Raw genomic sequence first — 23,923 nt, 5'->3', positions numbered from 1 at the left:
AGTTGGGACAAAGCGCTCCAACGCAGATCACTTTCAAGGTTGACGCGAAAATCGCTTTCTTCACGGACGACTATCGCGGCTTCCCTTGACCGACAGCGCGTACAGGAAGATGACCCCAGGTTCTAGCCGCACCGAGGCTTCAATCTCTTCTGATAGGAGTGCGCCGTAAGCCTCGATCTGGTCGGGATCGATCTCCAGTTCTGCTATCCTGACAATCATTCGCTATTCCGCTTCTTGTACCGGTCGCAATGCGCATGACGCGGACGGCGTTGCCGATCACGTCGGCGGGGCGCTTCTGGCCTTTAGATCCGGTTGGCATGGCTACTCTCCTGAAGCGGCGGGCATGGCAGATCGGCATATGAGCAGAAAACGCAGCAATCGCCGGCTAAGGGCTTCAGGAGTACCCTGCAGTTTTTGCATTCGTAGAAGTGAACGCAGGCGTCGGTCGGCATCGTTTCCACAGACTGGTGCCCACAGTCCGGGCAAGTGATGGTGCTCTCAAGCTTCATTGCCGCTCCAATGCTTTCCGCTAAGCATATAGGAGTTCGGCCCGGATCGCGACAAGCGCGGCGTCAAATTTCAAACTGAGACACTACCCGACCTCGCGATCGCGAGCTTCCAGTGAGCGAGCTTGCGACGAGCCTCTGGAAGCAAATCGGATCGAGCGCGGCGGTCCGCACTCGATCCTTTCAGGCCAATATCAGATGACGAACAGCCAGTTGGCGAGCAGCATCACAGCGACGCCGGCGATCAACGTCAGGTAGGGCAGGACGCCCGCCTTTCTGACGGCGAGATCGGACGAAGTCATGCCGAGATCCGCCAGCATGTGGTCGGGGAATTTGCCCTTGTCCTGGATGTAATGCCGGAAGCAGAACACCGGGATGATGAGGGCAGCCGTGATCAGCCCTGCCCACAGCGCCATCGGGTTCCAGACCTTGGCGCCGGCGCCCATGAAGATCATGTTGACGTAGGAAAAGATGGCGCCGAGGCCGAGCAGCCAGCTCGGCGCGCGCCACGGCCGCGCGATATGGCCGTTGTCGATGCGATGGATCCAGCCGGCATTGAGGTTGAGGAAGTTGAAGATGATGTAGCCGCAATTCGACACGGCGAGGATGAAGAAGAAGCTGGTTGCGTCGGCCGAGGCGATGGCCAGCACGGCCAGGTTGAAGATCAGGTCGGTCCACATCGCCCGGGTCGGGGCGCCATGCTCGTTGACGTGGCTGAGATAGCGCGGCAGCCAGCCATCGACGGAGCCCTGGTAGAGGGTGCGCGAGGAGCCCGCCATCGCCGTCATGATGCACAGCACCAGGGCCAGGATCATCAGCATCACCAGAAGGCTATGGATCAGCTGGCCGCCGCCGACCATGCCGGCCAGTGCGTCGGCAACGCCGGAGCCGTCGACGATCGGGGTCGCCAGCATGCCGTTCAAGCCGAGCACGCCCTGGAAGGTGAACGGCACCAGGATGAACAGCAGCATGCACAGCAGGCCGGAATAGAAGATCGCCTTGAAGGTGTCGGTGCCGGGATTCTTGAACTCGGAGGTGTAACAGACGGCGGTCTCGAAACCGTAGGTCGACCAGGCGGCGATGAACATACCGCCGAGAACTAGCGTCCAGCCGGCGATGTTCCACGCCCCGGGCTCGGGCGCATAGGCGGCCGCGAGCGGCACCAGCGGCGAGAAATTCGCCCAGTCGATCTGGCCGGTGAGGATCGGCACGACGCCGACGATCAGCATCGGAATGATGACGAACAGGCCGATATATTTCTGCACATTGGCGGTGCCAAGGATGCCGCGATGCTGGATGGAGAAGATGATCAGCATCAGCACCGCACCGATGAAGAAGGTGGCGTTGAAGGTGAAGGAGACCGGGCCCAGCGTGTGCCCGTAGAGCGTCCAGTTGCGGATCGCCGGTGTGGCGGCCGCGCTCACCGCCGTGATGGCGTCGGCGGCACTGGTCCCCGTATTAGCGGCGATATAGGCGGCGACTTCCGGTGAGGTGTCGGTAAACAGCGGCACCGGCGCCAGCGCGTTGAGGATGTAGGCGGCGGCGATCGAGCAGCCGAGCGACAGCACCGGCGACCAGGCGAACCAATTGCACCACACCGAAAGCGGCGCGATGAACTTGGAATAACGCAGCCAGGCGGTGGCGCCATAGATCGAGGCGCCGCCGGACTTGTTCGGAAACAGGCCGGCGATTTCCGCATAGGTGAAGGATTGCAGGAAGCCCATGATCATGGACACGGTCCAGATCAGGAAGGCCAGCTTGCCGGTCGTGCCGGCAATGCCGCCGATCGAAAACAGGACAAGGGCGGGAACGCCGCTTGCCACCCAGAAGGCGCCGCGCCAATCGATGTTGCGGTGCAGCTTCCCTTCGGCAGCCGGCACTAAGGCAGAGACTATCGTGCTCATTTACGTGAATTCCCCATTTCTGATGTTCCCCATCGGCGACAGTCGCAACCGCGCGAGGCGTCACCGACGCACGCGTTGAACGACCTCAGGCGTTTTCCGCTCAGTAGTATTTTTTTCTTGACAGTGAACATCGGCGCGTCACGCTTTCACGTCAAGCTTTTTTGTGAAGCTGTGCACATCGCAGATGTGGAACATGCTAGCTTTCGCGGCGCGCTGCCAACGGTGCGGCCTTTCCTTTTCCCCTCGTTGTGGGAGAAGGTGGCCGAGCGAAGCTCGGTCGGGGTGTTCCAGCAATGAAGGCGCCTCAACCGTCTTGGCGCTGCGCGCCAATCCACCTTCTCCCACAAGGGGAGAAGGTAAGAACCAACCGTCGTCAGGACCGCGGTCTGGTCTTTTGCGGATCGTAGTGGGCGAACGCCACGACCCGCGCCGGCAGCCGCTTGCTGTGGCCGTCGAGCTTGCCGATCTCGACCTCGGTGCCGATGGCGGCGTGGCTGACGTCGAGCCTGGCCAGCGCGATATTCTTGTTCAGCACGGGCGAGCGCATGCTCGAAGTGACCTCGCCGATCTCGGCGCGGCCGACATGGATGCAATCGCCATGGCCGACCACGACATTGGCGTCGATATCGAGGCCGACCAGTTTCTTCTGCGGGTTTTCCTTGCGTCGGATCAGCGCCTCGCGGCCGATGAAATCGTCGGTCTTGCTCTTCAGCGGCACGGTGAAGCCGATGCCGGCCTCGAACGGGTCGGTCTGGTCTGAAAATTCATAGCCGGCAAAGATCAGCCCGGCCTCGATGCGCACCATGTCGAGCGCCTGCAGCCCCATCGGCTTCAAGCCATGCGGCTGGCCGGCCTCCCAGATGGCGTCGAACACCTTTTCGGCATCGCGCGGATGGCACCAGATCTCGTAGCCGAGCTCGCCGGTATAGCCGGTGCGCGAAACGACGACGGGAATGCCGTTGCCGCCGCCGATGCGGGCGACGGCGAAACGGAACCACTCGAGTTCCTCGATCGACGGCTGCAACGGCGAGGTCCAGATGATCTCCTTGAGGATGTCGCGGCTCTTCGGTCCTTGCACGGCGACATTGTGCATCTGGTCGGTGGAGGATCGCACCAGCACGTTGAGACCGAGTTTCGTCGCCGTGTCGCGCAGCCATTCGCCGGAAAGATCGTCGCCGCCGACCCAGCGGAAATTGTCCTTGCCGAGCCTGAGCAGCGTGCCGTCGTCGATCATGCCGCCATGCTCGTAACACATGGCGGAATAGATCACCTGGCCGACGCCGAGTTTTTTCACGTCGCGGGTCAGCGTGTATTGCAGCAGCGCTTCGGAATCCGGGCCGGTGACCTCGAACTTGCGCAGCGGCGACAGGTCCATGATGACGGCGGCCTGCCGGCAGGCCCAGTATTCGTCGATAGGGCCCTGCCTGGCGAAGGAATTGGCCAGCCAATAACCCCTGTACTCGACGAAGTTGCGGGTGTGCTTGGCAAAGCTCGAATGAAATGATGTCTCGCGGGTCATTTTCGGTTCCGAATCGGGCGTCATGCGTCTGGCGATCGCTCGCGAGAATTTATGCTTACCGGAATAGGTCCGCACATGGATGTCGGTCAGGTCCCAGCCATTGGCCGGCGTCGTGTCGTCGGGACAGGCGGACGACACGCAAACGATGTCGGTAAGCGCACGCAGCAGCACATAGTCGCCCGGCCGCGACCACGGTTCGTCCGACACCATGACGCCATGCGCGTCGATCGCCGTGTTGAAGAAGAAATTGATCGCCATCCAGCCCGCGCGAGGAGTCACGCCCTTGTCGGCGAGCGCGCGGTTGAAATTCTCCGAGCAGTTGGGATGACCGGGATAGCCGATGTCGTCGTAATATTTGGCGGCGCAAGCGAGCGCGAATGCATCGTGCCGGCCGCAAGTGTCCTGCACCACCTCGACCAGCGGCTCCATGTCCTGGTCGTAGTATTTCGAGTGCAGGCCAGGCATCGGATAGCTCGAGCCCATCAGCGTGCGCGTCGTCGTCACGTCGAGCGGATGATCGCTGCCCTTGTCGAGCTTGCGCGCCGAAAAGCACTGGAAGTCGGTGCATTGGCGCCCGTCGACATCGATGATCTGCAGATAGTCGCCGGCTTTGACGAAGTAGGCTTCCGCTGTCGCCGAATGGACGCGCAAATCGAGCACCGGGTCGGCCAGTGGATCGCCAAGCCTGGACTTCGCCGCCGGACGGATCGTGGCGCGGCGGACGATGACGCTGAGCGGCGTCGCCGTGTCATGGCCGTCGACCGGCATCGGCCCGCCCGGGGCGGCGATCAGCATCGACCCGTCGCGGGCGACGGAAAAACTCTGTTCGGTGCCGGCCGGGGTGGCGCCGCCGAAGACACGAACCGCCTTTGCCTGGTCGAGCTGCACCTGGCGTCGCTCGAGCCCTCGGCGCAAGGAAGCGAGGCTGTCGTCGCCATCGGCCAGCAGCGCCTTGATGCCGGCGGCGTTGCTGTTCGACTTCTCGCCGAAAATGCTGGGGTTGGTCTCGCCGCTCTTGTCCCATGCCAGCAACTCGCAAGGCTGCCCACCCTCGACATTGCGCACGCTGATCGTGTCGCCGGGCTCGACCTCGATGAGCACCGCGCCATTGCCTTGAACGGAATAGCGCTCCATGCCAGCCGGCAGCGCGATCTGGCCGGGCCGCAGGATCAGGCTCGGCCGTGGCGGTCCGGCGGCGACGGCGGGGTAGGGCGACTGGCTCATCTCAACCCTTCTCCGAGCGAGAAACAAGTTTGCCTAGGGGTAAAATTATTTTCGCTGAGAGAATAGCAGCGGGGATGGATTTGGCAAGAAGGTGGCGGTGTCGTTATTGGCACTGTCGTTCAGGTAGGTTTTTGCCGACCCCGAATGTCGCTGCCTCATATGAGGCTTTCGCGTTCAGACAATACAATACACTCGACGACAAGGTGCTGATACAACCGGTGGGTGCCGAAGTTTATGCCCGGCCCGTTGATGGAGATGACGGATGAGGCTTTTCATGCGCGTATCAACCCGGTTTACAGTGAAAGTATGTTGCGGTCTTCTGGTCTCTGCCCTCGTCTGCGGATGCGATCTCACAGGTAAATCAAGCCTGACGTCCACTTTGACCCGTGAGGAGCGTCTGAAGGTTGCCGCAGACGCCTATTACAATAACCAATGTCAAAAGCAGTGGGCGCTGCTTTGGCCAATGGCGCGAGAAGGCGATGGCGAAGCGCTTTCAGAGCTTGCCTCTGAGCTTGGGGGAAGGCTCGAGATCCCTGCCTCGGATACGGATATCAAAGTTGATATGGGAGCTAGGTCATTTGCCAACGTGCTTGTCATGACGATCTACGCTGCGACAGCGTCAAAATATCCTGACAAGCGCAATCTCTACTACATCTTTGATCCCGCTAGATGGAACAAGGGCGATGTAACGGTCGTATCCATGCGCTCCGGCCGGATCAGTTATAGCTCAATCAAGGCTCCCCTGCCAACTTCAATAACAAAGTTGGAAAATTGCCTTTCTCAGGCAAACGCCTCGAACGTTGGTGACAGATGTGTCGCTCAGGCCATCAAATTGGGGCTCATTCCGAGCTTTTCCGAATATAGTAAAGCCATGGATGCAGTCCCGACTACGCACCGCCCGAACCATTGCATTCGTCGTCCTTGGTAATTTAACAGGATATTACCGAATGTCAGAAGGTGACTTGACCTCCGGGGAAGTAGCGTTGGGCCGCTCCGTCTACGAGATGCAATCGACTACGGCAAAGCGCCTATCGCGCAGAGTCCGAAAATTATCCAGCTACAATTCCTCAGAATGCCCGATCGTCACGCCATACTCGGCCGCGGAATCGAGAATGGTTTGCCACAGGCTCTCGGCGAAGGTCGCGAACACCAGCACATTGAACACCGCCTGTCCATTCTGATCAGGCCCACGCCAGAGCGTGACGCTGGTGTGGTCAATCGACGTCGCAGCGGCAGCGCCCACCGCGAAGGCATCGGGATGCAAATCGATCGACGACAGCTTCGCAAGCATCGCGCGCGCCTTTTCCCCGGATAGGCTGATCAGCGCCCGCGCATGCGATTGGTTGGACAGCGAGGCCGAGCCGGCGAAAGCGGAGCCAAGCGCCTCGGCCGAATGCTTGCCGGCTTTGGACAGGACGAAGAACTGGTCCGGTCCCGACCAGATCAGCGTCGCATCCGCCGTGCCGACCGCCTTGGGCGTATTCGGAATCCCCGTACCGAAATGGATCTCGGCAGTGCGTGCCAGTTCCGCTCCTTTACCGCGCCTCGCCATTACCTGGATCAGGTCGAAATTTCGGATCTCGTTCAACGAAACGCCGGCGCCAGTGCCGCGCGCGCCATATGCGCCCGGCACCAGCGCGTGCTCGAGCGGACTGCGGGGAACCCAGGAAAACTCAGCCACGCTGGCGCCCTCCATCCGGATCATAGAAGACTGGACTGCACAATTCGACATCATAGTCTTCGCCGCGCACCGGGTCATGCGCATGGACGATCTCGCCGAGGCGTTCGCGCCCGCGTTCGACAAGCCCGAGCCCGATCCATTGGTCGAGCGTCGGCGAAAAACAGACCGAGGTGACGTAACCCTGATCGTTATCCGGGCCGGGTGTCTGCCCTTTCGGCACGATATGCGCGCCGGAGCGCAGGCGACGCGTCTTGTCCGTCGGCTTGATGCCGACCACGACCTGGCGGTCCGGGCCGACCAGCGCCTCACGCCCGGCCATGACGCGGCCGACAAAGTCCTTCTTGATCGACATCATCTTGCCCAGGCCGAGATCGCCGGCCGTCGTCGTGCCGCTCAGCTCCGGCCCGGCGACATGGCCCTTTTCGATGCGCATGACGCCGAGCGCCTCGGTGCCGTAGGGCGTCGCGCCGAATTGTTTGCCGGCTAGCATCAGATTGCGCACCAGCGCGTCGCCGTAGCGGGCCGGAACGGAAATCTCGAACGCCATCTCGCCAGAGAACGAAATGCGGAACAGCCGCGCCCCGATGCCGCCGCGAAGGGATACCTTCCGCGCGCCCATGAATGGAAAACTCTCGTTGGAGAGGTCCTCGGATTCATCAACGACCTGTTTCAGCAACTCCCGCGCGCTCGGCCCGGCGATCGAGAATTGCGCCCACTGGTCGGAGACCGACGTCAGCTGCACGTCGAGTTCCGGAAACAGCACCTGCCGGCAGAATTCGAGGTGCTGCATCACCGGGCCGGCCTTGGCGGTGGTGGTGGTCAGGAAATAATGATCCTCGGCCAGCCGCGACGTGGTGCCGTCGTCATAGACCATGCCGTCCTCGCGCAGCATCAGCCCGTAGCGGGCCTTTCCGACGGCAAGACTGGAGAAGGTATTGATGTAGACGCGATCGAGGAAGGCGCCGGCATCAGGGCCGTGCACGTCGATCTTGCCGAGCGTCGAGACGTCGCAGAAGCCGACGCCGCCGCGCACCGCCTTGACCTCGCGGGTGACCGATTCCAGCCAGTCCTTCTCGCCGGCGCGCGGATACCATTGCGCGCGCTTCCACAGGCCGGTGTCGACGAACACCGCGCCCTGTTCGGCTGCCCAGTGATGCGACGGCGTCAGCCTCGTCGCATGGAAGTTTTCATCGCGATGATGGCCGGCGAAGGCGCCGATGGCGACCGGCACATAGGGCGGGCGGTAGATCGTCGTGCCGGTCTCGGGAATGGATTTGCCTGACACAGCCGCCGTGATGGCGAGGCCGGCGACGTTGGAGGTCTTGCCCTGGTCGGTGGCCATGCCGAGCGTCGTGTAGCGTTTCAGATGCTCGACGGATTCAAAACCTTCGCGCTGCGCCAGTTCGATGTCCGCAGCGGTGACATCATGCTGGTAGTCGACAAAGGCTTTCCCTTTGCCGGCAACATGCCAGAGCGGGGTCCGCGAAAAAGCCTCGTCGTCGGCGACTGGCGGAGCGCCGGCATTGCCGCTGTGTCCGGCACTCTGCGCCGCCGCCCTGCCGGCGGTAAATCCTTGGCGCAGGCAGGCGCCGAGCCCAAAAGCGCCGTTGGCGGCACCGGCGGCCACCATGCCCGCAGGGGCGCCGTCCGGCACGAAGGCTGATATATCGTCCTGCCATTTCGGCCGGCCGCGATGGCATGAGGTCAGCCCGACCGCCGGGTTCCAGCCGCCGGAAACGGCAAGCCCGTCGGCTTCGACTTCGGCGCATGCGCCGCCTGCCAGCGATATCGAGATTTTCCTGACACCGTTCTTGCCGCCTTCGACACCCATGACGGAGCCGTTCAAAACGGCAAAGCCGGCTTTGGCGGCGAGCGCGCGATGCGTGGCGGACACGTCCGGACGCGCATCGACGACCGCCGCGATCTGCAATCCGGCGCCAAGCGCCGTCTCGACCGTGCGCCAGCCATCCTCATTGTTGATGAACAGGGCGATCCGCTTCGCAGGGGTCGCCGCATAGCGCGCGACATAGGTCCGCATTGCCGAAGCCATTATCACGCCGGGGGTGTCGTTGCCGGCAAAGACGATCGGCCGTTCGATGGCACCCGCGGCGACGATTGAGCGTTTGGCCACGATCCGCCACAGCCGCTGGCGCACCTGATGTTCGGGCGGCGAGGGCAGATGATCGTTGACCCGTTCGATCGCGCCATAGCTGCCGCCATCATAGACGCCGAACAGCGTCGTGCGGGTCATGATGCGGACGTCGGGCAGCGTGGCGAGCTCGGCCAGCGTGCGGGAAATCCATTCGGCCGCCGGCATGCCGTCGATCGTGCCGCCATCGGCAAGCAGGCGGCCGCCAAGCGCAAAATCTTCCTCGCACAGGATGACGCGGGCACCAGATCGGCCGGCGGCAAGTGCTGCCGCCAGCCCGGCCGGGCCGGATCCGGCGATCAGCACGTCGCAATGCGCCCAGGCCTTGTCGTAATGGTCGGGATCGGCGACGCCAGCTGCGCGTCCAAGCCCTGCGGCGCGGCGGATCGCCGGCTCGTAGATCGCTTCCCAGAATTTCGCCGGCCACATGAAGGTCTTGTAGTAGAAGCCGGCGACGAAGATCGGCGAGAACAGCTGGTTCACCGCCATCACATCGTGGCGCAGCGACGGCCAGCGGTTCTGGCTGGCCGCTTCCAGACCGTCATAAAGTTCTGCCGTTGTCGCCTTGGTGTTCGGCTCGCGCCGCGCCCCCGTGCGCAGTTCGACCAGTGCGTTGGGCTCTTCCGAGCCTGATGTCAGGATGCCGCGCGGCCGATGGTATTTGAACGATCGGCCGACCAGCTTGACGCCATTGGCGATCAGCGCCGAGGCAAGCGTGTCGCCCTGGAAGCCGGCAAAGGTTTTGCCGTCGAAGCGAAAGTTCAGCGGCGCCGAGCGGTCGATGAGACCGCCTGATGCGAGACGATAGGGCTGGCTGGAAATCACGATTGCCGGCCTTCCGTCGCTTCGAGATCATGCAGGAGCGCCCCGCCGCCCCTCATCGCCCTGCCGGGCACTTCTCCCCGTATAGTGACGGGGAGAAGGGGGCTGGCCGCGACCTTGGCATTCCGTCTGCAACGCTGGCGATTGGCGAAATCGCCGACGACAGCGTCCCTCTCCCCGTCCCTATACGGGGAGAGGATGCCGGCAGGCAGGTGAGGGGCAGCGCTGAGTTGGACAGGAGAATTCATTTCGCGGACCGCCTCGCACCAACGCCTGCCGCCGGCTCGACCGAGGAAATCTCATGCGTCAGCGTGTTGCGGGTGATCTTCAGCCAGGCCCGGCAGCCGCCAGCATGGTACCAATGTTCGCTCATCGCACCGGCAATGTTGTCGCGCAGGTAGACATAGTCGAACACCGCGTCTTCCGAGGCGCCGGCTGCCGGACGCGCCGGCTTGGCGTCGCCGAGATAGGTGAACTCGCCGAGTTCGCGTTCGCCGCAGAAGGGACAGACAATACGCATGCTTTGGACCGTCCTCAGTGCAGGTTCGGTTGGGCGCCGACGCCCTTTTCATCGATCACAGCACCCCGCCGGAACCGGTCAAGGCGGAACCGCGCCGCCTCCTTGTGCAGTTCGTCGCGGGCCAGAAGATGGGCAAAGACAAGGCCGGAGCCGGGCGTCGCCTTGAAGCCGCCATAGCACCAGCCGGCATTGAGATAGAGCCCGTCCACCGGCGTCTTGTCGATGATCGGCGAACCGTCCATCGACATGTCCATGATGCCGCCCCACTGGCGCAACAGGCGCACGCGGCCGATCATCGGCATCAGCGCCATGCCGCCCTCGCAGACGTCTTCCATGACCGGCATGTTGCCGCGCTGGGCATAGGAATTGTAGCCGTCAATGTCGCCGCCGAAGACCAGCCCGCCCTTGTCGGACTGGCTGACATAGAAATGGCCGGCGCCGAAGGTCATGACGTTGGGGATCAGCGGCTTGATCGCCTCGGAGACGAAGGCCTGCAGCACATGGCTCTCGATCGGCAGCCGCAGCCCGGCCATCGCCGCAACGCGCGACGAACTGCCGGCAACCGCCATGCCGACCTTGCCGGCGCCGATCTTGCCGCGCGACGTCTCGACCCCGGTCACCTTGCCGTTGGCGTCGCGCGAAAAACCTGTCACCTCGCAATTCTGGATGATGTCGACGCCGAGCGCGCTCGCCGCATGCGCATAGCCCCAGACCACCGCGTCATGGCGCGCCGTGCCGCCGCGCCGCTGCAGCAGGCCGCCTTGCACGGGAAAGCGCGCATTGTCGAAGTTCAGGAACGGCATCATCTTCCTGACCGCGGCAAGGTCCAAGAGTTCGGCATCGATGCCGTTGATGCGCATCGTGTTGCCGCGCCGCGCATAGGCGTCGCGCTGCGCGTCGGAATGATAGAGGTTGATGACGCCGCGCTGGCTGACCATCGTGTTGTAGTTGAGGTCCTGCTCCATGCGCTCCCACAGCTTCATCGACAGCTCGTAGAAGCCGGTATTGCCGGGTAGCCCGTAATTGGAGCGGATGATGGTGGTGTTGCGGCCGGCATTGCCGGAGCCGATCCAGCCCTTTTCGAGCACGGCGACATTCCTGATGCCGTATTCGCTGGCGAGGAACCACGCCGTCGCCAGGCCGTGGCCGCCGCCGCCGATGATCACCACGTCGTAATGATCCTTCGGGCTGGCGTCGCGCCAGGTGCGCTGCCAGGTCTTGTGGCCGGAAAATGCGGCGCGGGCGAGCGAGAAGATCGAGTATTTCATAAATCTATTCCGAGGTCGCTCGCGCCACGCAGGACCTTTCTTGACGCATCGGAATCATCCGAAAACCGCTTCACGCTTTTCGATCCGATGCTCTAGATATCCAGCGTGTGGTCACGCTCCCACTGGGTGAAGTGGGAAGCATAGGAATTCCATTCCTGGTGCTTCAGCTTTAGATAAGCCGACGAGAATTCCTCACCCAGCGCCGCCTTGAGCGATTTGTCGTTGTCGAACTCGCGTAATGCGTCGAGCAAGTTGAGCGGCAGCTTCGGCGCGCCCTCCACCGTATGACCGAACTGGTACATGTCGATGTCGTAGCGCCTGCCGGGATCGGCCTTCGAGCGGATGCCGTCGAGGCCGGCGGCGATGATGACGGCCTGCAGCAGATAAGGGTTTGCCGCGCCGTCGGGCAGGCGCAGCTCGAAGCGTCCGGGGCCGGGCACGCGCACCATGTGGGTGCGGTTGTTGCCGGTCCATGTCACCGAGTTCGGCGCCCAGGTGGCGCCCGAAATAGTGCGCGGCGCATTGATGCGCTTGTAGGAATTGACGGTCGGATTGGTGATCGCGGCAAGTGCTGAGGCATGCTTCATGATGCCGCCGAGAAAATTCTTGCCCTTCGCCGACAGGCCAAGCTCCATGGCGTTGTCGGCAAAGACGTTGGTCTTGCCGTCCTTGTCCCACACCGAGATGTGGGCGTGGCAGCCATTGCCGGTCAGGCCGGGGAATGGTTTTGGCATGAAGGTGGCGCGCAGGCCGTGCTTTTCTGCAACGGATTTGACCATGAACTTGAAGAAGGAATGCTTGTCGGCGGTCGCCAGCGCATCGTCGAAGGCCCAGTTCATCTCGAACTGGCCGTTGGCGTCCTCATGGTCGTTCTGGTAGGGGCCCCAGCCGAGCGCCAGCATGTGGTCGCAGATCTCGGCGATGACATCGTAGCGCCGCATCACCGCCTGCTGGTCGTAGCAGGGCTTTGACGCTGTATCGTATTCGTCGGAAATCGTCTTGCCGTCCGGCGAGATCAGGAAGAACTCGGCCTCGACGCCGGTCTTGACATGCATACCGTCGCCCGCCGCCTCGGCAATCAGCCGCCTCAGCGTGTTGCGCGGCGCCTGCTCGACCGATTTTTCGTCCATCATGCAATTGGCGGCAATCCAGGCGACTTCCGGCTTCCACGGCAGCTGGATGACCGAATCCGCATCCGGCACCGCCAGCATGTCTGGATGCGCCGGCGTCAGGTCGAGCCAGGTCGCAAAGCCGGCAAAGCCGGCACCGTCCTTCTGCATATCGGCGATGGCTTGCGCCGGTACCAGCTTGGCGCGCTGCCCACCGAACAGGTCGGTGTAGGAAATCATGAAATATTTGACGCCGTTCCCTTTGGCGAAGGCGGCGAGATCGTTCCCCATTATAGTTCCTCGCTTATTGGTATTTGGTAGTTTGGTATCAGAAGCCGTTCTTCCCCGGTATCCAGTTGGTCCCGGCCAGCGGCACGCCGGCCATGGCGGCGGCTTCGATCGTCAGCGCGACGAGATCCTCGGGCTCGAGATTATGCAGGCTGTTCTTGCCGCAGGCGCGGGCAATCGTCTGCGCCTCCAGCGTCATCACCTTGAGATAATTCGCCAGCCGTCGGCCGGCCGCTATCGGATCGACCCGTTTCATTAGTTCGGGGTCCTGCGTGGTGATGCCGGCCGGATCGCGGCCCTCGTGCCAGTCGTCATAGGCGCCGGCGGTGGTGCCGAGCTCGTTGTATTCCGCCTCCCAGCGCGGATCGTTGTCGCCGAGCGCGACAAGTGCGGCGGTGCCGATCGACACCGCGTCGACGCCGAGCGCCAGCGCCTTAGCCACATCGGCGCCGTTGCGGATGCCGCCCGAGATGATCAGCTGCACCTTGCGATGCATGCCGAGATCCTGCAGCGCCTGCACCGCCGGCCTGATGCAGGCAAGCGTCGGCTGGCCGACATTCTCGATGAACACTTCCTGGGTTGCGGCGGTGCCGCCCTGCATGCCGTCGATCACGACGACATCTGCGCCTGATTTAACCGCAAGTGCTGTATCGTAATAGGGCCGCGCGCCGCCGACCTTGACGTAGATCGGCTTTTCCCAGTCGGTGATTTCGCGCAGTTCCAGGATCTTGATCTCGAGATCGTCGGGCCCGGTCCAGTCGGGATGGCGCGAGGCTGAGCGCTGGTCGATACCCTTGGGCAGCGTGCGCATTTCGGCGACGCGGTCGGAGATCTTCTGGCCAAGCAGCATGCCTCCGCCACCGGGCTTGGCGCCCTGGCCGACGACGATCTCGATCGCATCTGCCCGGCGCAAGTCGCGCGGGTTCATGCCGTAGCGCGACGGCAGGTACTGATAGACCAGCGTCTTGGAATGGCCGCGCTCTTCCTCGGTCATGCCGCCGTCGCCGGTGGTCGTCGAGGTGCCGGACAGCGTCGCACCGCGGCCGAGCGCTTCCTTGGCTGGACCGGACAGCGAGCCAAAACTCATGCCGGCGATGGTGATCGGGATTTTCAGCTCGATCGGCTTTTTCGCATGGCGCGAACCCAGCACCACGCCGGTGTCGCAGCGCTCGCGATAGCCTTCCAGCGGATAGCGCGAGATCGAGGCGCCCAGCACCAGCAGGTCGTCGAAATGCGGCAGCTTGCGCTTGGCGCCGGCGCCGCGAATATCATAGATGCCGGTCGCCGCGGCGCGGCGGATCTCGGAGAGCGTGTAGTCGTCGAAGGTCGCTGATTTGCGCGGCGTCGTCGGCGGGTTGCGATAAGTCATTGAGCCTCAATACGCGTCGGCGTTGTCGATGTTGAAGTTGTAGAGTGTGCGCGCCGAGCCGTAACGCGTGAACTCCGCCGCTTTGACGCCGGTCACCCCGGCGCGGTCGAGCAGGCCTTGCAGGAGTTCCAGATGCTCTGGCCGCATCTCCTTGGCGATGCAGTCGGCGCCGAGGCTGCCGACCTTGCCGCGCACGAACAGCCGCGCCTCGTAGATGGAATCGCCGAGCGCATCGCCGGTGTCGCCCAGCACCACCAGATTGCCCGACTGCGCCATGAAGGCCGACATGTGGCCGATATTGCCATGGACGACGATGTCGATGCCCTTCATCGAAATGCCGCAGCGCGACGACGCGTTACCCTCAATGACCAGTAGCCCGCCCCTGCCGGTGGCGCCGGCATATTGGCTGGCGTCGCCTTTGACCGTTATCGAACCCGACATCATGTTTTCGCCGACGCCGGGTCCGGCCGAGCCATGCACGGTGATGGCGCTGCCGTCGTTCATGCCGCCGCAATAATAGCCGACACTGCCGCGGACATCGATGGTGACCGGCTGGTCGACGCCGACGGCGACCGAATGGCTGCCTTTCGGATTGAGCACTTCCCAGGCGGTCTCGTTCGAACCGAGGGTCAAATTATGAAGCGCCTGGTTGAGCTCGCGCAGCGGCATCTCGGCCAGGTCGAAGACCCGTGACGCATGGCTCTGGTCGAGTGCTTTGGAGACGTTGATTGCCGGCATGAACTCAATGCTCCCAGAAATAGACGGTTGCGGGCTCGGGTTCCCAGACCCTCGCATTGTCTATGCCGGGCAGTTTGGTGAGCGCGCGATATTCCGAGCCGAAGGCGACATACTGGTCGGTCTCGGCCATGACGGCAGGCTTGCAGGCGATCGGATCGCGCACCACGCCGAAGCCGTTCTTGGTGCCGACGACGAAGGTGAAGAAGCCGTCGAGGTCGCTCAGCGTGCCTTCCAGCGCCTCGCCGAGATTCTTGCCATGTGCCATCTGCGAGGAGAGATAGGCGGCCGCGACTTCCGTGTCATTCTCGGTTTCGAATTTCATGCCTTCGCGGATCAGCTCGCGACGGACATTGTTGTGATTGGACAGCGAGCCGTTGTGCACCAGGCACTGGTCGGCGCCGGTCGAGAACGGATGCGCGCCCATCGTCGTCACTGCCGATTCCGTCGCCATGCGGGTATGGCCGATGCCGTGCGTGCCGGTCATGCTGCGCACGTCGAAACGGTCGACGACCGCTTCGGGCAAGCCGACTTCCTTGTAGATTTCGACGACGTCGCCGGCGCCCATGATGCGGATATCGGGGCGCAGCGCCTGGATCGCCTCGCGCACTTCATCGATCTTGTCGGGCGGCGTCCTGACGACCGCATGCGTCGATTTCACCGCGATGTTCACCGGCGTTCCGATCGCCCTGGCGAGTTCGGCATCCAGGTTGCGGAAATCGTGCTCCGGCTTTGCCGACTGGATGGTGATCTTGGCCACGTTGCCGGATGGCGCTCCATAGATGGCGATGCCGGCGCTGTCGGGACCGCGATCGCTGAGCGAGATCAGCATCTCCGAAAGCATCGAGCCAAGCCGGGGCTCGAGCGACTTGTCCTTCAAAAACAGTCCGACGATTCCGCACATGTCAGGCTCCCGAGCTGAGGTATGATTTAGGTGCTACCAGCTTCAACAAGCGAATTCAACTCGTATGAAAGTTTTTTTCATCTTGGACAAGTCGCCTGGCGCAAATGACGCGCCAGGGCGACCGGCGGCGACTTAATGGCGATCGATCGCCTTTCTGGTTTCCTCTCCGGTGCGATCCGCAGCCATATCGGCTTCGATTTCAGCGTTCTCGTGGCGCGTCTGGAGGACGTGCCACCCGATCCAGTAGACGAGGCCGATCGTTAGAGCGTTGAGATTCCCTTCCATTTCATGTCCCCTCCGTTCAGTTGCGTTCCTTGCCTCTGAGTAAAACTTTTTGCATCTTAGTATTGCGCGCTTTTGGAGTTTTGAGTCAATATGGCGCGGACCGCCGCCGGGCCTCAGTGCGCTGAAGCGGCGAAACGTCGGCAATCGTGTTGAGGAGAAGCAAGTCCATGACCGCATCCTGGAGATTTTCGACCTTGGCGGATCGCCATCGTGCGCTCGGTTCGAAGCTCGAAGACTGGAGCGGGATGGGCACCGCCTGGACCTACGACAAGGACGCCGACGAGGAGTATACCGCCATCCGCACCAAGGCCGGGCTGATGGACGTGTCGGGCCTGAAGAAGGTCCACATCACCGGGCCGCATGCCTCGCACCTGATCGACCTGGCGACGACGCGCGACGTGGAAAAGATCTATCCCGGCAAGTCGGCCTATGCCTGCATGCTCAACGAGGCCGGCAAGTTCACCGACGATTGCATCCTCTACCGCACCGGCCCGAATGCCTGGATGGTCGTGCACGGTTCGGGCACCGGCCATGAGGAGTTGCAGCGCGCCGCCATGGGCCGCGATGTCTCGCTTCGTTTCGACGACAATCTGCACGACCTTTCACTGCAGGGGCCGACATCAGTCGATTATTTGGCAAAGCATGTGCCGGGTATTCGCGACCTCAACTATTTCCACCACATGCAGACCCAACTGTTCGGTTTTCCGGTGATGATCTCGCGCACTGGCTACACCGGCGAACGCGGCTACGAGATCTTCTGCCGTGGCCAGGATGCCGGCACGATCTGGGACACCATCCTCGATGAGGGCAAGAGCTCCGGCATCATCCCGTGCCGGTTCACCACGCTCGATATGCTGCGTGTCGAGAGCTACCTCTTGTTCTACCCCTACGACAATTCGCAGAAATATCCGTTCGAGAACGAAGGCCCCGGCGACACGCTGTGGGAACTCGGCCTCGACTTCACCGTCAGCCCCGGCAAGACAGGCTTTCGCGGTGCCGAGGAGCACTACCGCCTCAAGGGCAAGGAGCGGTTCAAGATCTTCGGCGTGCTGCTCGAAGGCAAGGAGCCGGCCAACGAGGGCGCGCCGGTCTATCGCGACGGCAAAAAGGTCGGCGTGGTGACCTGCGCCATGTATTCGCCGCTGGTCCAGAAATCGATGGGCATTGCCCGGCTCGATGTCGACTGTGCCGTCCAGGGCACCAGGCTCGAGATCCGCAACCAGAGCGGCGCCATCAGCGCGACGGCTGAGCCGCTTCCGTTCGATGATCCGAAGAAGACCAAGCGCACGGCGAAAGGCTGAGGCATACTGGGAGGATGGCAGCGAAAAGCATCATCAGCCGGCCGGTCTACGGAACCCTGTCGCCGCAGCCTGGCAAGCACCATCTCTTCGTGGCGGATGCAGAAGGAGCGCTGGCGATATCAGACTTGGCCACCAAGGCGCCGGCGGGCTTCTTTGCCGATGCCCACATCATCTTCATCCCCGGCAATGACGGCAAGCATGTTGCGGCGCTCGAGGCGCTGAAGCCGGCGCAGTTCTACCAGGGGCCTTCCTTCGCCAGCGCCTTGCCGCGGCTGAAACAGACCTTGGCCAACGCCCATATGGGCCTGCGCCTCTATCTCGCCGGCACCGAGGGGCTGATCGGCCAGGCCATGCAGGTGGCGCTCGAAGCCGGCATCGACCACACCTCGATCCAGACCGAGCATCGCGGCTCGCTGGCGCGCCGCATCCAGTGCGTCCATTGCAAGGGCATCACCGAGAACGTGACGACGCAGCCGGCGACCTGTTCGCATTGCGGCCTGCTTCTCCTGGTACGCGATCACTATTCCAGGCGCCTCGCGGCGTTCCAGGGCGTCTGCATCAATGCGGAAGACCGCAGCGAAATTCCTCCGACGGAGGAGATCTTTCGATGAGCACCGGCACCACAAAGCTCGACGTCGTGGTGAGCGACGTCGTTCCGGTCAACGAATTGGTCACGCGCTTCCATTTCCGTAGGCGCGACGGGCAGCTTTTGCCGACATTTTCCGGCGGCGCTCATGTCGTCGTCGAAATGCGCGACGGCGAGCGGACCAGGCTCAATCCTTATTCGCTGATGGGCTCGCCGCTCGATACGCGCGAATACACGATCTCGGTGCGCCGCGACGATGTCGGCCGCGGTGGTTCGCTGTTCATGCACAGCAACGTCAGGCCGGGCATGGAGATGGTGATCAGCTATCCGGTCAATCTGTTCTCGCTCGATTTGCGCGCCAGAAAACACCTGATGCTGGCGGGAGGCATCGGCATCACGCCGTTCATGGCGCAGACCGCGCAGCTGGCGGCGCAAGGCGGCAATTTCGAGCTGCACTACACCTGCCGCACCGCATCGCTCGGCACCTATGCCGATGTGCTGAGAGAGCGCTACGACCGCCGGGTCAGGCTCTATCACGACGATCGCGACGAGCGCATCGAGCTCGACCGGCTGCTGTCGTCGCAGCCGCTCGGCACGCATCTCTATGTCTGCGGCCCGTCCGGCATGATCGGCTGGGTGTGCGATCGTGCCGCTGCGCTGGGCTGGCCGGCGGAAACTGTGCATTTCGAGCATTTCGCCGCACCGCAGCCCGGCGCGCCGTTCGACGTGACGCTGGCGGTCAGCGGCAAGACGATCCGCGTTGGCGAGCAGCAGAGCCTGCTCGAGGCGATCGAGGCCGCCGGCGTCGATCCGCCCTATCTCTGCCGCGGCGGCGTCTGCGGCCAGTGCGAAACAAATGTCATCGCGCATGACGGCAAATTCATCCACAACGACCACTGGCTGAGCGAGGAAGAGCACCGATCCTGCAAGAAGATCATGCCTTGCGTGTCGCGCTTCGAGGGCAGGTCGCTGGTGCTGGAAAGATAGGAGGCGGAGCTTGGGCATCACCTTTCGTAACGAAACGTTCCGTAACGATTTTACCTTCAGGAACAGCCCGGAGCACATCAGGCGGTTTCCGTTCCCGTTCCACGAAGACAGCTACATGTATGCGGTCAACATCGAGCCGCATGTTCTGGGGCCGAAGGGCAGCGTGCTCGAAAACCTGATCGACGTTGACGAGCACTATGTCGCCGAGATGCAGGACCGCGCTTTGGTGCTGGCGGAGGACCCGCTGCGCTGCCAGTCGCTGCCGCACATGACGCTGGCCGGCTGGGATCTGCTCGAACTTCTGATGGAACAGCAGGCGCTGGGCTATCCCGAGCATTTCACGCTGACGCGCGACGGCGACAGATGGCGCTGGATAAACCGGCCGCTCGGCATCGACGACACGTTCACCTTCGGCGACGTGTCGACGCTGCCCTATGGGCCGATGGAATACATCACGCGGCAATCACAAGGCGATTTCTGCATCCTTGACCAGCGCGACGGCAATCTGTGGATGGACGCCGGCATGGTCACCACCCAGGCCGACTGGTCGCTCGATTTCGACATCGGCATGAATTTCTTCGAGTGGCACGCGCCGGTGCCGCTGGCGCATGAGAGGGGCATATTCGTCCGGGCGCTGAAATTCCTCACCAACATCCAGCAAGGCAAGCCGGCGCGGCGGCTGAACTGGACGATGACCATCAATCCGCGCCTCGACACCAGCCCGGAAAACTATCACAAATGGGGTCCGGACCGGGCGACGGTGACGCCCGAAAACGTCGATGACAAGGTCCATCTGCGCGTCGAATTGCAGAGCTTCTGGCGGCTGCCGCGCTCAAACGGCATCGTCTTCCCGATCCGCTGCTATCTGATCAAGATGGACGAACTGGTGACGCAGCCGAAATGGGCGCGGCGCCTGCACCGCGTCATCCGTGACCTTCCCGAAGAACTCGCCAATTACAAGGGCTTGACGCGCTATCGGCCGACGCTGGTCGAGTGGCTGTCGAAGCTCGACGACGGCAGCCCGACAAGCCCAGGATTTGGGCCGGACTAAAGCAAGGTCCCCCTCATCCGGCCGCTTCGCGGCCACCTTCTCCCCGCTGGGGAGAAGAGAGGTAGGCGCCGGCGCTGCCGGTCTCCTCTCCCCTCGGGGAGAGGTCGGATTGCCCCGAATTGCCCTTCGCAATTCGGTTGGTAATCCGGGTGAAGGGGTCTGCTTGCGTCCCGCTCAACCCGCGCTACTCTGCGGATAGCAGATGATCGAGAGATAGCGCATCGGCAGAACTGTCAGCACCTCCGGCCCGTGCGGCGCATCGGCGTCGAAGAACAGGCTGTCGCCGGGCTTCATCGGATAGAGGTTGTTGCCGTGGCGGTAGGTAACCTCGCCTTCAAGCATGTAGAGGAACTCCATGCCTTCGTGCTGGAAGGTCGGGAACACATCGGAATCCTCGGTCAGCGTGATCAGATAGGGCTCGACGATGACGCCGCTGGTGTTGGAGCCGATATGGCCGAGCAGATTGTACTGGTGGCCGGCACGCGTGCCGCGGCGCTCGACGTCGAGGCCTTCGCCAGCCTTGACGAAGACGGCGCTGCGCTCTTCCTCGAAGCGGCGGAAGAAGGCGGTGACCGGAACGCCGAGCGCCCGCGACAGCGCCTGCAAAGTGGTCAGCGACGGCGAGGTGATGCCGTTTTCGATCTTCGACAGCATGCCAAGCGAAATGTCGGTGGCAGCCGCAAGATCGGCGACGGTGATGCCGAGTTTTTTGCGAAACGCCCGCACCTCGCGGCCGATCGCGACCTCCAGGACTTTTTCGCGAGTGTCGCGAACAGCGTGCGGGTCCTGGGTCAGTGGCGTCCGGATCGTTGCCACGCCCTTCGGCGAAGGCTTGGCCTTGGCGGCTGCCCCATTCCTGAAATTGGAAGCTTTTTTCGCCATGTCGCCACCCCGTTCTGCAGATTTATTTCACTCACGGTGAACATATTCAGTGCGGATACAGAGCGCAACTGCGACAGCAAGCCACTTTATGTCGAATGGCGTGCTCTCTGGGTTTCCGCCATCAGCGGTTTTGCTGAAAATCCAATCTGCTGAAACGTGGTTTCAGCAGAAGGCCTGTTGACAGCATCGAATGGGCAATTACTGTCCTGTCAGTGAAATTTGTTTCGTTAGAGAAATGAACCGGGAGGCCCGCAATGAAAAGTCGTGTTGCCGTCATCGGAGCCGGACCTTCCGGCATGGCCCAGCTTCGAGCCTTCAAGTCGGCGGCCGACAAGGGTGCTGACATTCCGGAAATCGTCTGCTTCGAAAAGCAGTCCGACTGGGGCGGCCTGTGGAATTACACCTGGCGCACCGGCCTCGACGAGCATGGCGACCCGGTGCATGGCTCGATGTACCGCTACCTTTGGTCGAACGGACCGAAGGAATGCCTCGAATTCGCCGACTACACGTTTGAGGAGCACTTTGGCCGGCCGATCGGCTCCTACCCGCCGCGCGCGGTGCTGTGGGACTATATCAAGGGCCGCGTCGAAAAATCCGACGTGCGCAAATGGGTGCGCTTCAACAGCCCGGTGCGCATGGTGACCTTCTCCGACGCGACGAAAAAGTTCACCGTCACCGCGCATGACCGCACCAACGACGTCACCTATTCCGAAGAGTTCGACAACGTCGTTGTTGCCTCGGGGCATTTTTCCGTACCCAACGTTCCCTATTTCGAGGGTTTTTCGAGCTTCAATGGCCGCATCCTGCACAGCCATGATTTCCGCGACGCAATGGAATTCAAGGACAAGGACATCCTGATCATCGGCCGCTCCTATTCGGCCGAGGATATCGGCTCGCAATGCTACAAATACGGCGCCAAATCGATCACCTCCAGCTACCGCTCGAAGCCGATGGGCTTCAAATGGCCTGACAACTGGCAGGAAGTGCCGCTGCTGCAGAAGGTCGTCGGCAAGACCGCGCATTTCAAGGACGGCAGCACCAGGGATGTCGACGCCATCATCCTGTGCACGGGCTACCTCCATTCATTCCCGTTCCTCACCGAGGATCTGAAGCTCAAGACCGCCAACCGCATGTGGCCGGACGGGCTCTATGAGGGCGTCGTCTGGGAGAAGAACCCGCAGCTGTCCTATATCGGCATGCAGGACCAATTCTACACCTTCAACATGTTCGACGCGCAGGCCTGGTTCGCGCGCGACGTCATCATGGGCCGCATCGAACTGCCCTCGGCAGAAGTGATGGCGGAACATGGCAGGAGATGGCGGGCGCGCGAGGAAACGCTGGAAGACGCCGAGCAGATGATCTGGTTCCAGGGCGACTACACCAAGGAGTTGATGGAGCAGACCGATTATCCGGGATTCGACGTCGAGGCGACAAATCAGACCTTCATGGAATGGGAGCACCACAAGGCGCATGACATCATGAGCTTCCGCGACCACGCCTACCGCTCGCTGATGACCGGCACGATGGCGCCGTTGCACCACACGGCCTGGCTGCAGGCGATGGACGATTCGATGGAATCCTATCTGGAAGTGAAAGGGGTGGCGGCGGAGTAGCGGCTTCCTCGCCGCACCGGGCTGCATGACAGCCTGCCCAGCTTGCAACCCATCGAACCCGTCAATCCTCTGTGCAGAGGGTCTAAAGCGCGTCGCGTTTGGATGGATTCATGCGACGCGCCTTAAGTTCTTTTTTATGCATGTCATTATCGCAAAACCGCTGCGCTTGCGCGACATGCATTACTTGCTGTGAGCCTCGCGCACGTCTTTCATCGCCTCAATGATCCGCTCGAGCAGGGCATGGAGATCGTCGCGGTGGCCGCTGCGGCCGGCAGGGCCGTTTTCATCGGATGTCATGACCACGGTCAACGCGCGCCCGGGCACAACGTAGACCATCTGCCCGCCATACCCCCACCCGTAGAAGACCGCTTCGCCCGCGATCTGACGCATGAACCAACCATAACCATAACCGTCACCGGTGAAACGGGAGGCGGTGCGTGGCTGCCAGGAGAGCTTGATCCAATCGGCCGGCACGAGCTGCCGTCCTCCGCGGCTCATCCCGCCGCTGCGGTAGAGCTCGCCAAAGGCGAGCAGCGAGCGCGGGCTCATGGCCATCTGGTTGCCGCCGAGATAGATGCCCTGTGGGTCGCGGTCCCAGGCGACGATGGAAAAGCCCTCCTGCGGCCCCAGCCATTCGCGCGCCAGTTCCAGCGTTGAGCGGCCGGTCCGGCGCGTCAGGATCGCCGAAAGGAGATGGGTCGAGCCGGTGGAATAGAGCATGGTACCGCCCGGTTCGTCGTCGAAGGGCAAGGCGAGCGCTGCCCGCACCCAGTTATCGCTTGCCACCCAGCGCCCGTAGTTTGGGCCGGAGGTCCGACCCAGCCCTGCCTGCATGGAAAGCAGATGACCGATCGTAACCTGCTGGAGCCGCGGATCCCCGTCGGCGGGCAGGTCGCCCTGAAGAAGCGGAGCGATCTTCTGGTCAGGGCCTTGGAGCACGCCCTTGTCGATGGCGATGCCGACGAGCGCGGAGATGATCGACTTGGAGGCGGATTTTATGTTGGCAGGACGTGCCGGAGAGTAGCCGCGATAGCCACGCTCCGCCACCACCGCGCCCTCATGCGCGATGGCAACCGTGCGCAGCGGCGTCAGGCGCTCGGCCTCATCAAAGAGCTTTTCAAGCCGCTCCTCCAGGCCGTCCGCGGCGTGAGCAGCGACGGAAAGCATGAGGAGAAAGGCTAGAATCACGGTGGGACGCTTCAGCATGAAGCCAGCTTGGG

21 protein-coding genes and 1 pseudogene are annotated in these 23,923 nt (G+C 62.5%); 7 read left to right on the top strand and 15 right to left on the bottom strand.

What is annotated here, in order from left to right; translation table 11 throughout:
- Window positions 1-81: 81 nt before the first annotated feature.
- The 5 genes and pseudogenes from AC0L14_RS02040 to AC0L14_RS02020 form a co-directional block, all read right to left on the bottom strand.
- A pseudogene (locus AC0L14_RS02040) lies at window positions 82-219 on the bottom strand (antibiotic biosynthesis monooxygenase); the annotation flags it as partial.
- Window positions 220-302: 83 nt separating this feature from the next.
- Complete coding sequence (locus AC0L14_RS02035; protein ID WP_473486021.1) at window positions 303-509, bottom strand: GDCCVxC domain-containing (seleno)protein; 207 nt, start codon at window positions 507-509, stop codon at window positions 303-305.
- Between the two features lie 191 nt (window positions 510-700).
- Window positions 701-2,410, bottom strand: a complete 1,710-nt coding sequence (locus AC0L14_RS02030) for an APC family permease (protein ID WP_473748510.1) — start codon at window positions 2,408-2,410, stop codon at window positions 701-703.
- Between the two features lie 138 nt (window positions 2,411-2,548).
- Window positions 2,549-2,740 carry a hypothetical protein gene (locus tag AC0L14_RS02025; RefSeq protein ID WP_473636389.1) on the bottom strand — a complete coding sequence of 64 codons (192 nt, stop codon included), beginning with the start codon at window positions 2,738-2,740 and terminating at the stop codon, window positions 2,549-2,551.
- A 43-nt stretch (window positions 2,741-2,783) separates the two neighbouring features.
- Window positions 2,784-5,153, bottom strand: coding sequence for a DUF1989 domain-containing protein (locus AC0L14_RS02020; protein WP_473748509.1), 2,370 nt, complete (start codon window positions 5,151-5,153; stop codon window positions 2,784-2,786).
- Window positions 5,154-5,415: 262 nt separating this feature from the next.
- On the opposite strand from AC0L14_RS02020, the gene AC0L14_RS02015 reads away from it, so the two are divergent.
- Window positions 5,416-6,081 carry a hypothetical protein gene (locus tag AC0L14_RS02015; RefSeq protein WP_473748508.1) on the top strand — a complete coding sequence of 222 codons (666 nt, stop codon included), beginning with the start codon at window positions 5,416-5,418 and terminating at the stop codon, window positions 6,079-6,081.
- 129 nt (window positions 6,082-6,210) lie between these two features.
- On the opposite strand, the gene AC0L14_RS02010 is transcribed toward AC0L14_RS02015, so the two are convergent.
- The 8 genes from AC0L14_RS02010 to AC0L14_RS01975 form a co-directional block, all read right to left on the bottom strand.
- Entirely contained in the window at window positions 6,211-6,834 is a 624-nt protein-coding gene (locus AC0L14_RS02010; RefSeq protein ID WP_473748507.1) for a sarcosine oxidase subunit gamma, read from the bottom strand.
- Window positions 6,827-9,805: a sarcosine oxidase subunit alpha gene (locus tag AC0L14_RS02005; RefSeq protein ID WP_473748525.1), complete on the bottom strand. Its 2,979-nt coding sequence runs from the start codon at window positions 9,803-9,805 to the stop codon at window positions 6,827-6,829. The genes AC0L14_RS02010 and AC0L14_RS02005 overlap by 8 nt, the downstream gene beginning before the upstream one ends.
- Window positions 9,806-10,049: 244 nt before the next feature.
- Window positions 10,050-10,325 carry a sarcosine oxidase subunit delta gene (locus tag AC0L14_RS02000; RefSeq protein ID WP_473636386.1) on the bottom strand — a complete coding sequence of 92 codons (276 nt, stop codon included), beginning with the start codon at window positions 10,323-10,325 and terminating at the stop codon, window positions 10,050-10,052.
- A 14-nt stretch (window positions 10,326-10,339) separates the two neighbouring features.
- Window positions 10,340-11,593 (bottom strand): sarcosine oxidase subunit beta family protein, encoded by a 1,254-nt coding sequence (locus tag AC0L14_RS01995; RefSeq protein WP_473748506.1) that lies wholly within the window; start codon window positions 11,591-11,593, stop codon window positions 10,340-10,342.
- A 92-nt stretch (window positions 11,594-11,685) separates the two neighbouring features.
- Complete coding sequence (gene glnT / locus AC0L14_RS01990; protein WP_473748504.1) at window positions 11,686-12,993, bottom strand: type III glutamate--ammonia ligase; 1,308 nt, start codon at window positions 12,991-12,993, stop codon at window positions 11,686-11,688.
- A 37-nt stretch (window positions 12,994-13,030) separates the two neighbouring features.
- The gene (locus tag AC0L14_RS01985; RefSeq protein WP_473748503.1) at window positions 13,031-14,359 is read right to left on the bottom strand and encodes an FMN-binding glutamate synthase family protein; all 1,329 of its coding nucleotides are present in this window, start codon (window positions 14,357-14,359) and stop codon (window positions 13,031-13,033) included.
- Window positions 14,360-14,365: 6 nt separating this feature from the next.
- Complete coding sequence (locus AC0L14_RS01980; RefSeq protein WP_473748502.1) at window positions 14,366-15,097, bottom strand: GltB/FmdC/FwdC-like GXGXG domain-containing protein; 732 nt, start codon at window positions 15,095-15,097, stop codon at window positions 14,366-14,368.
- Window positions 15,098-15,101: 4 nt separating this feature from the next.
- Complete coding sequence (locus AC0L14_RS01975; RefSeq protein WP_473527392.1) at window positions 15,102-15,998, bottom strand: class II glutamine amidotransferase; 897 nt, start codon at window positions 15,996-15,998, stop codon at window positions 15,102-15,104.
- A gap of 135 nt (window positions 15,999-16,133) precedes the next feature.
- Between AC0L14_RS01975 and AC0L14_RS01970 the strand changes: the two genes are divergently transcribed.
- The 5 genes from AC0L14_RS01970 to AC0L14_RS01950 all read left to right on the top strand — a co-directional run bounded on the left by AC0L14_RS01970 (window position 16,134) and on the right by AC0L14_RS01950 (window position 20,208).
- Entirely contained in the window at window positions 16,134-16,262 is a 129-nt protein-coding gene (locus tag AC0L14_RS01970; RefSeq protein ID WP_473488297.1) for a hypothetical protein, read from the top strand.
- A gap of 188 nt (window positions 16,263-16,450) precedes the next feature.
- Window positions 16,451-17,584: an aminomethyl transferase family protein gene (locus AC0L14_RS01965; RefSeq protein ID WP_473748501.1), complete on the top strand. Its 1,134-nt coding sequence runs from the start codon at window positions 16,451-16,453 to the stop codon at window positions 17,582-17,584.
- A 14-nt stretch (window positions 17,585-17,598) separates the two neighbouring features.
- Window positions 17,599-18,195 carry a dimethylamine monooxygenase subunit DmmA family protein gene (locus AC0L14_RS01960; protein WP_473527389.1) on the top strand — a complete coding sequence of 199 codons (597 nt, stop codon included), beginning with the start codon at window positions 17,599-17,601 and terminating at the stop codon, window positions 18,193-18,195.
- Window positions 18,192-19,157, top strand: a complete 966-nt coding sequence (locus AC0L14_RS01955; protein ID WP_473636373.1) for a PDR/VanB family oxidoreductase — start codon at window positions 18,192-18,194, stop codon at window positions 19,155-19,157. The genes AC0L14_RS01960 and AC0L14_RS01955 overlap by 4 nt, the downstream gene beginning before the upstream one ends.
- 10 nt (window positions 19,158-19,167) lie before the next feature.
- Window positions 19,168-20,208: a heme-dependent oxidative N-demethylase family protein gene (locus AC0L14_RS01950; protein WP_473748500.1), complete on the top strand. Its 1,041-nt coding sequence runs from the start codon at window positions 19,168-19,170 to the stop codon at window positions 20,206-20,208.
- A gap of 174 nt (window positions 20,209-20,382) precedes the next feature.
- Here AC0L14_RS01950 and AC0L14_RS01945 read toward each other — a convergent pair whose 3' ends face one another.
- On the bottom strand, window positions 20,383-21,090 hold the full coding sequence (locus tag AC0L14_RS01945) for a helix-turn-helix domain-containing protein (protein ID WP_473748499.1): 708 nt from the start codon (window positions 21,088-21,090) through the stop codon (window positions 20,383-20,385).
- A gap of 254 nt (window positions 21,091-21,344) precedes the next feature.
- On the opposite strand from AC0L14_RS01945, the gene AC0L14_RS01940 reads away from it, so the two are divergent.
- Window positions 21,345-22,703, top strand: coding sequence for an NAD(P)-binding domain-containing protein (locus AC0L14_RS01940; protein ID WP_473488291.1), 1,359 nt, complete (start codon window positions 21,345-21,347; stop codon window positions 22,701-22,703).
- Between the two features lie 180 nt (window positions 22,704-22,883).
- On the opposite strand, the gene AC0L14_RS01935 is transcribed toward AC0L14_RS01940, so the two are convergent.
- Window positions 22,884-23,909, bottom strand: a complete 1,026-nt coding sequence (locus AC0L14_RS01935; RefSeq protein WP_473748498.1) for a serine hydrolase domain-containing protein — start codon at window positions 23,907-23,909, stop codon at window positions 22,884-22,886.
- Window positions 23,910-23,923 lie beyond the last annotated feature (14 nt).

The sequence above is a fragment of the Mesorhizobium sp. WSM4841 genome (assembly GCF_055811515.1).
This window is presented reverse-complemented; position numbering and strand designations above follow the sequence as displayed.

Coding starts and splice junctions, on each gene's coding strand:
- AC0L14_RS02035 (WP_473486021.1), bottom strand. CDS start 509: ATGAAGCTTGAGAGCACCATCACTTGCCCGGACTGTGGGCACCAGTCT.
- AC0L14_RS02030 (WP_473748510.1), bottom strand. CDS start 2,410: ATGAGCACGATAGTCTCTGCCTTAGTGCCGGCTGCCGAAGGGAAGCTG.
- AC0L14_RS02020 (WP_473748509.1), bottom strand. CDS start 5,153: ATGAGCCAGTCGCCCTACCCCGCCGTCGCCGCCGGACCGCCACGGCCG.
- AC0L14_RS02015 (WP_473748508.1), top strand. CDS start 5,416: ATGAGGCTTTTCATGCGCGTATCAACCCGGTTTACAGTGAAAGTATGT.
- AC0L14_RS02000 (WP_473636386.1), bottom strand. CDS start 10,325: ATGCGTATTGTCTGTCCCTTCTGCGGCGAACGCGAACTCGGCGAGTTC.
- AC0L14_RS01995 (WP_473748506.1), bottom strand. CDS start 11,593: ATGAAATACTCGATCTTCTCGCTCGCCCGCGCCGCATTTTCCGGCCAC.
- glnT (WP_473748504.1), bottom strand. CDS start 12,993: ATGGGGAACGATCTCGCCGCCTTCGCCAAAGGGAACGGCGTCAAATAT.
- AC0L14_RS01985 (WP_473748503.1), bottom strand. CDS start 14,359: ATGACTTATCGCAACCCGCCGACGACGCCGCGCAAATCAGCGACCTTC.
- AC0L14_RS01980 (WP_473748502.1), bottom strand. CDS start 15,097: ATGCCGGCAATCAACGTCTCCAAAGCACTCGACCAGAGCCATGCGTCA.
- AC0L14_RS01975 (WP_473527392.1), bottom strand. CDS start 15,998: ATGTGCGGAATCGTCGGACTGTTTTTGAAGGACAAGTCGCTCGAGCCC.
- AC0L14_RS01970 (WP_473488297.1), top strand. CDS start 16,134: ATGGCGATCGATCGCCTTTCTGGTTTCCTCTCCGGTGCGATCCGCAGC.
- AC0L14_RS01965 (WP_473748501.1), top strand. CDS start 16,451: ATGACCGCATCCTGGAGATTTTCGACCTTGGCGGATCGCCATCGTGCG.
- AC0L14_RS01960 (WP_473527389.1), top strand. CDS start 17,599: ATGGCAGCGAAAAGCATCATCAGCCGGCCGGTCTACGGAACCCTGTCG.
- AC0L14_RS01955 (WP_473636373.1), top strand. CDS start 18,192: ATGAGCACCGGCACCACAAAGCTCGACGTCGTGGTGAGCGACGTCGTT.
- AC0L14_RS01945 (WP_473748499.1), bottom strand. CDS start 21,090: ATGGCGAAAAAAGCTTCCAATTTCAGGAATGGGGCAGCCGCCAAGGCC.
- AC0L14_RS01940 (WP_473488291.1), top strand. CDS start 21,345: ATGAAAAGTCGTGTTGCCGTCATCGGAGCCGGACCTTCCGGCATGGCC.
- AC0L14_RS01935 (WP_473748498.1), bottom strand. CDS start 23,909: ATGCTGAAGCGTCCCACCGTGATTCTAGCCTTTCTCCTCATGCTTTCC.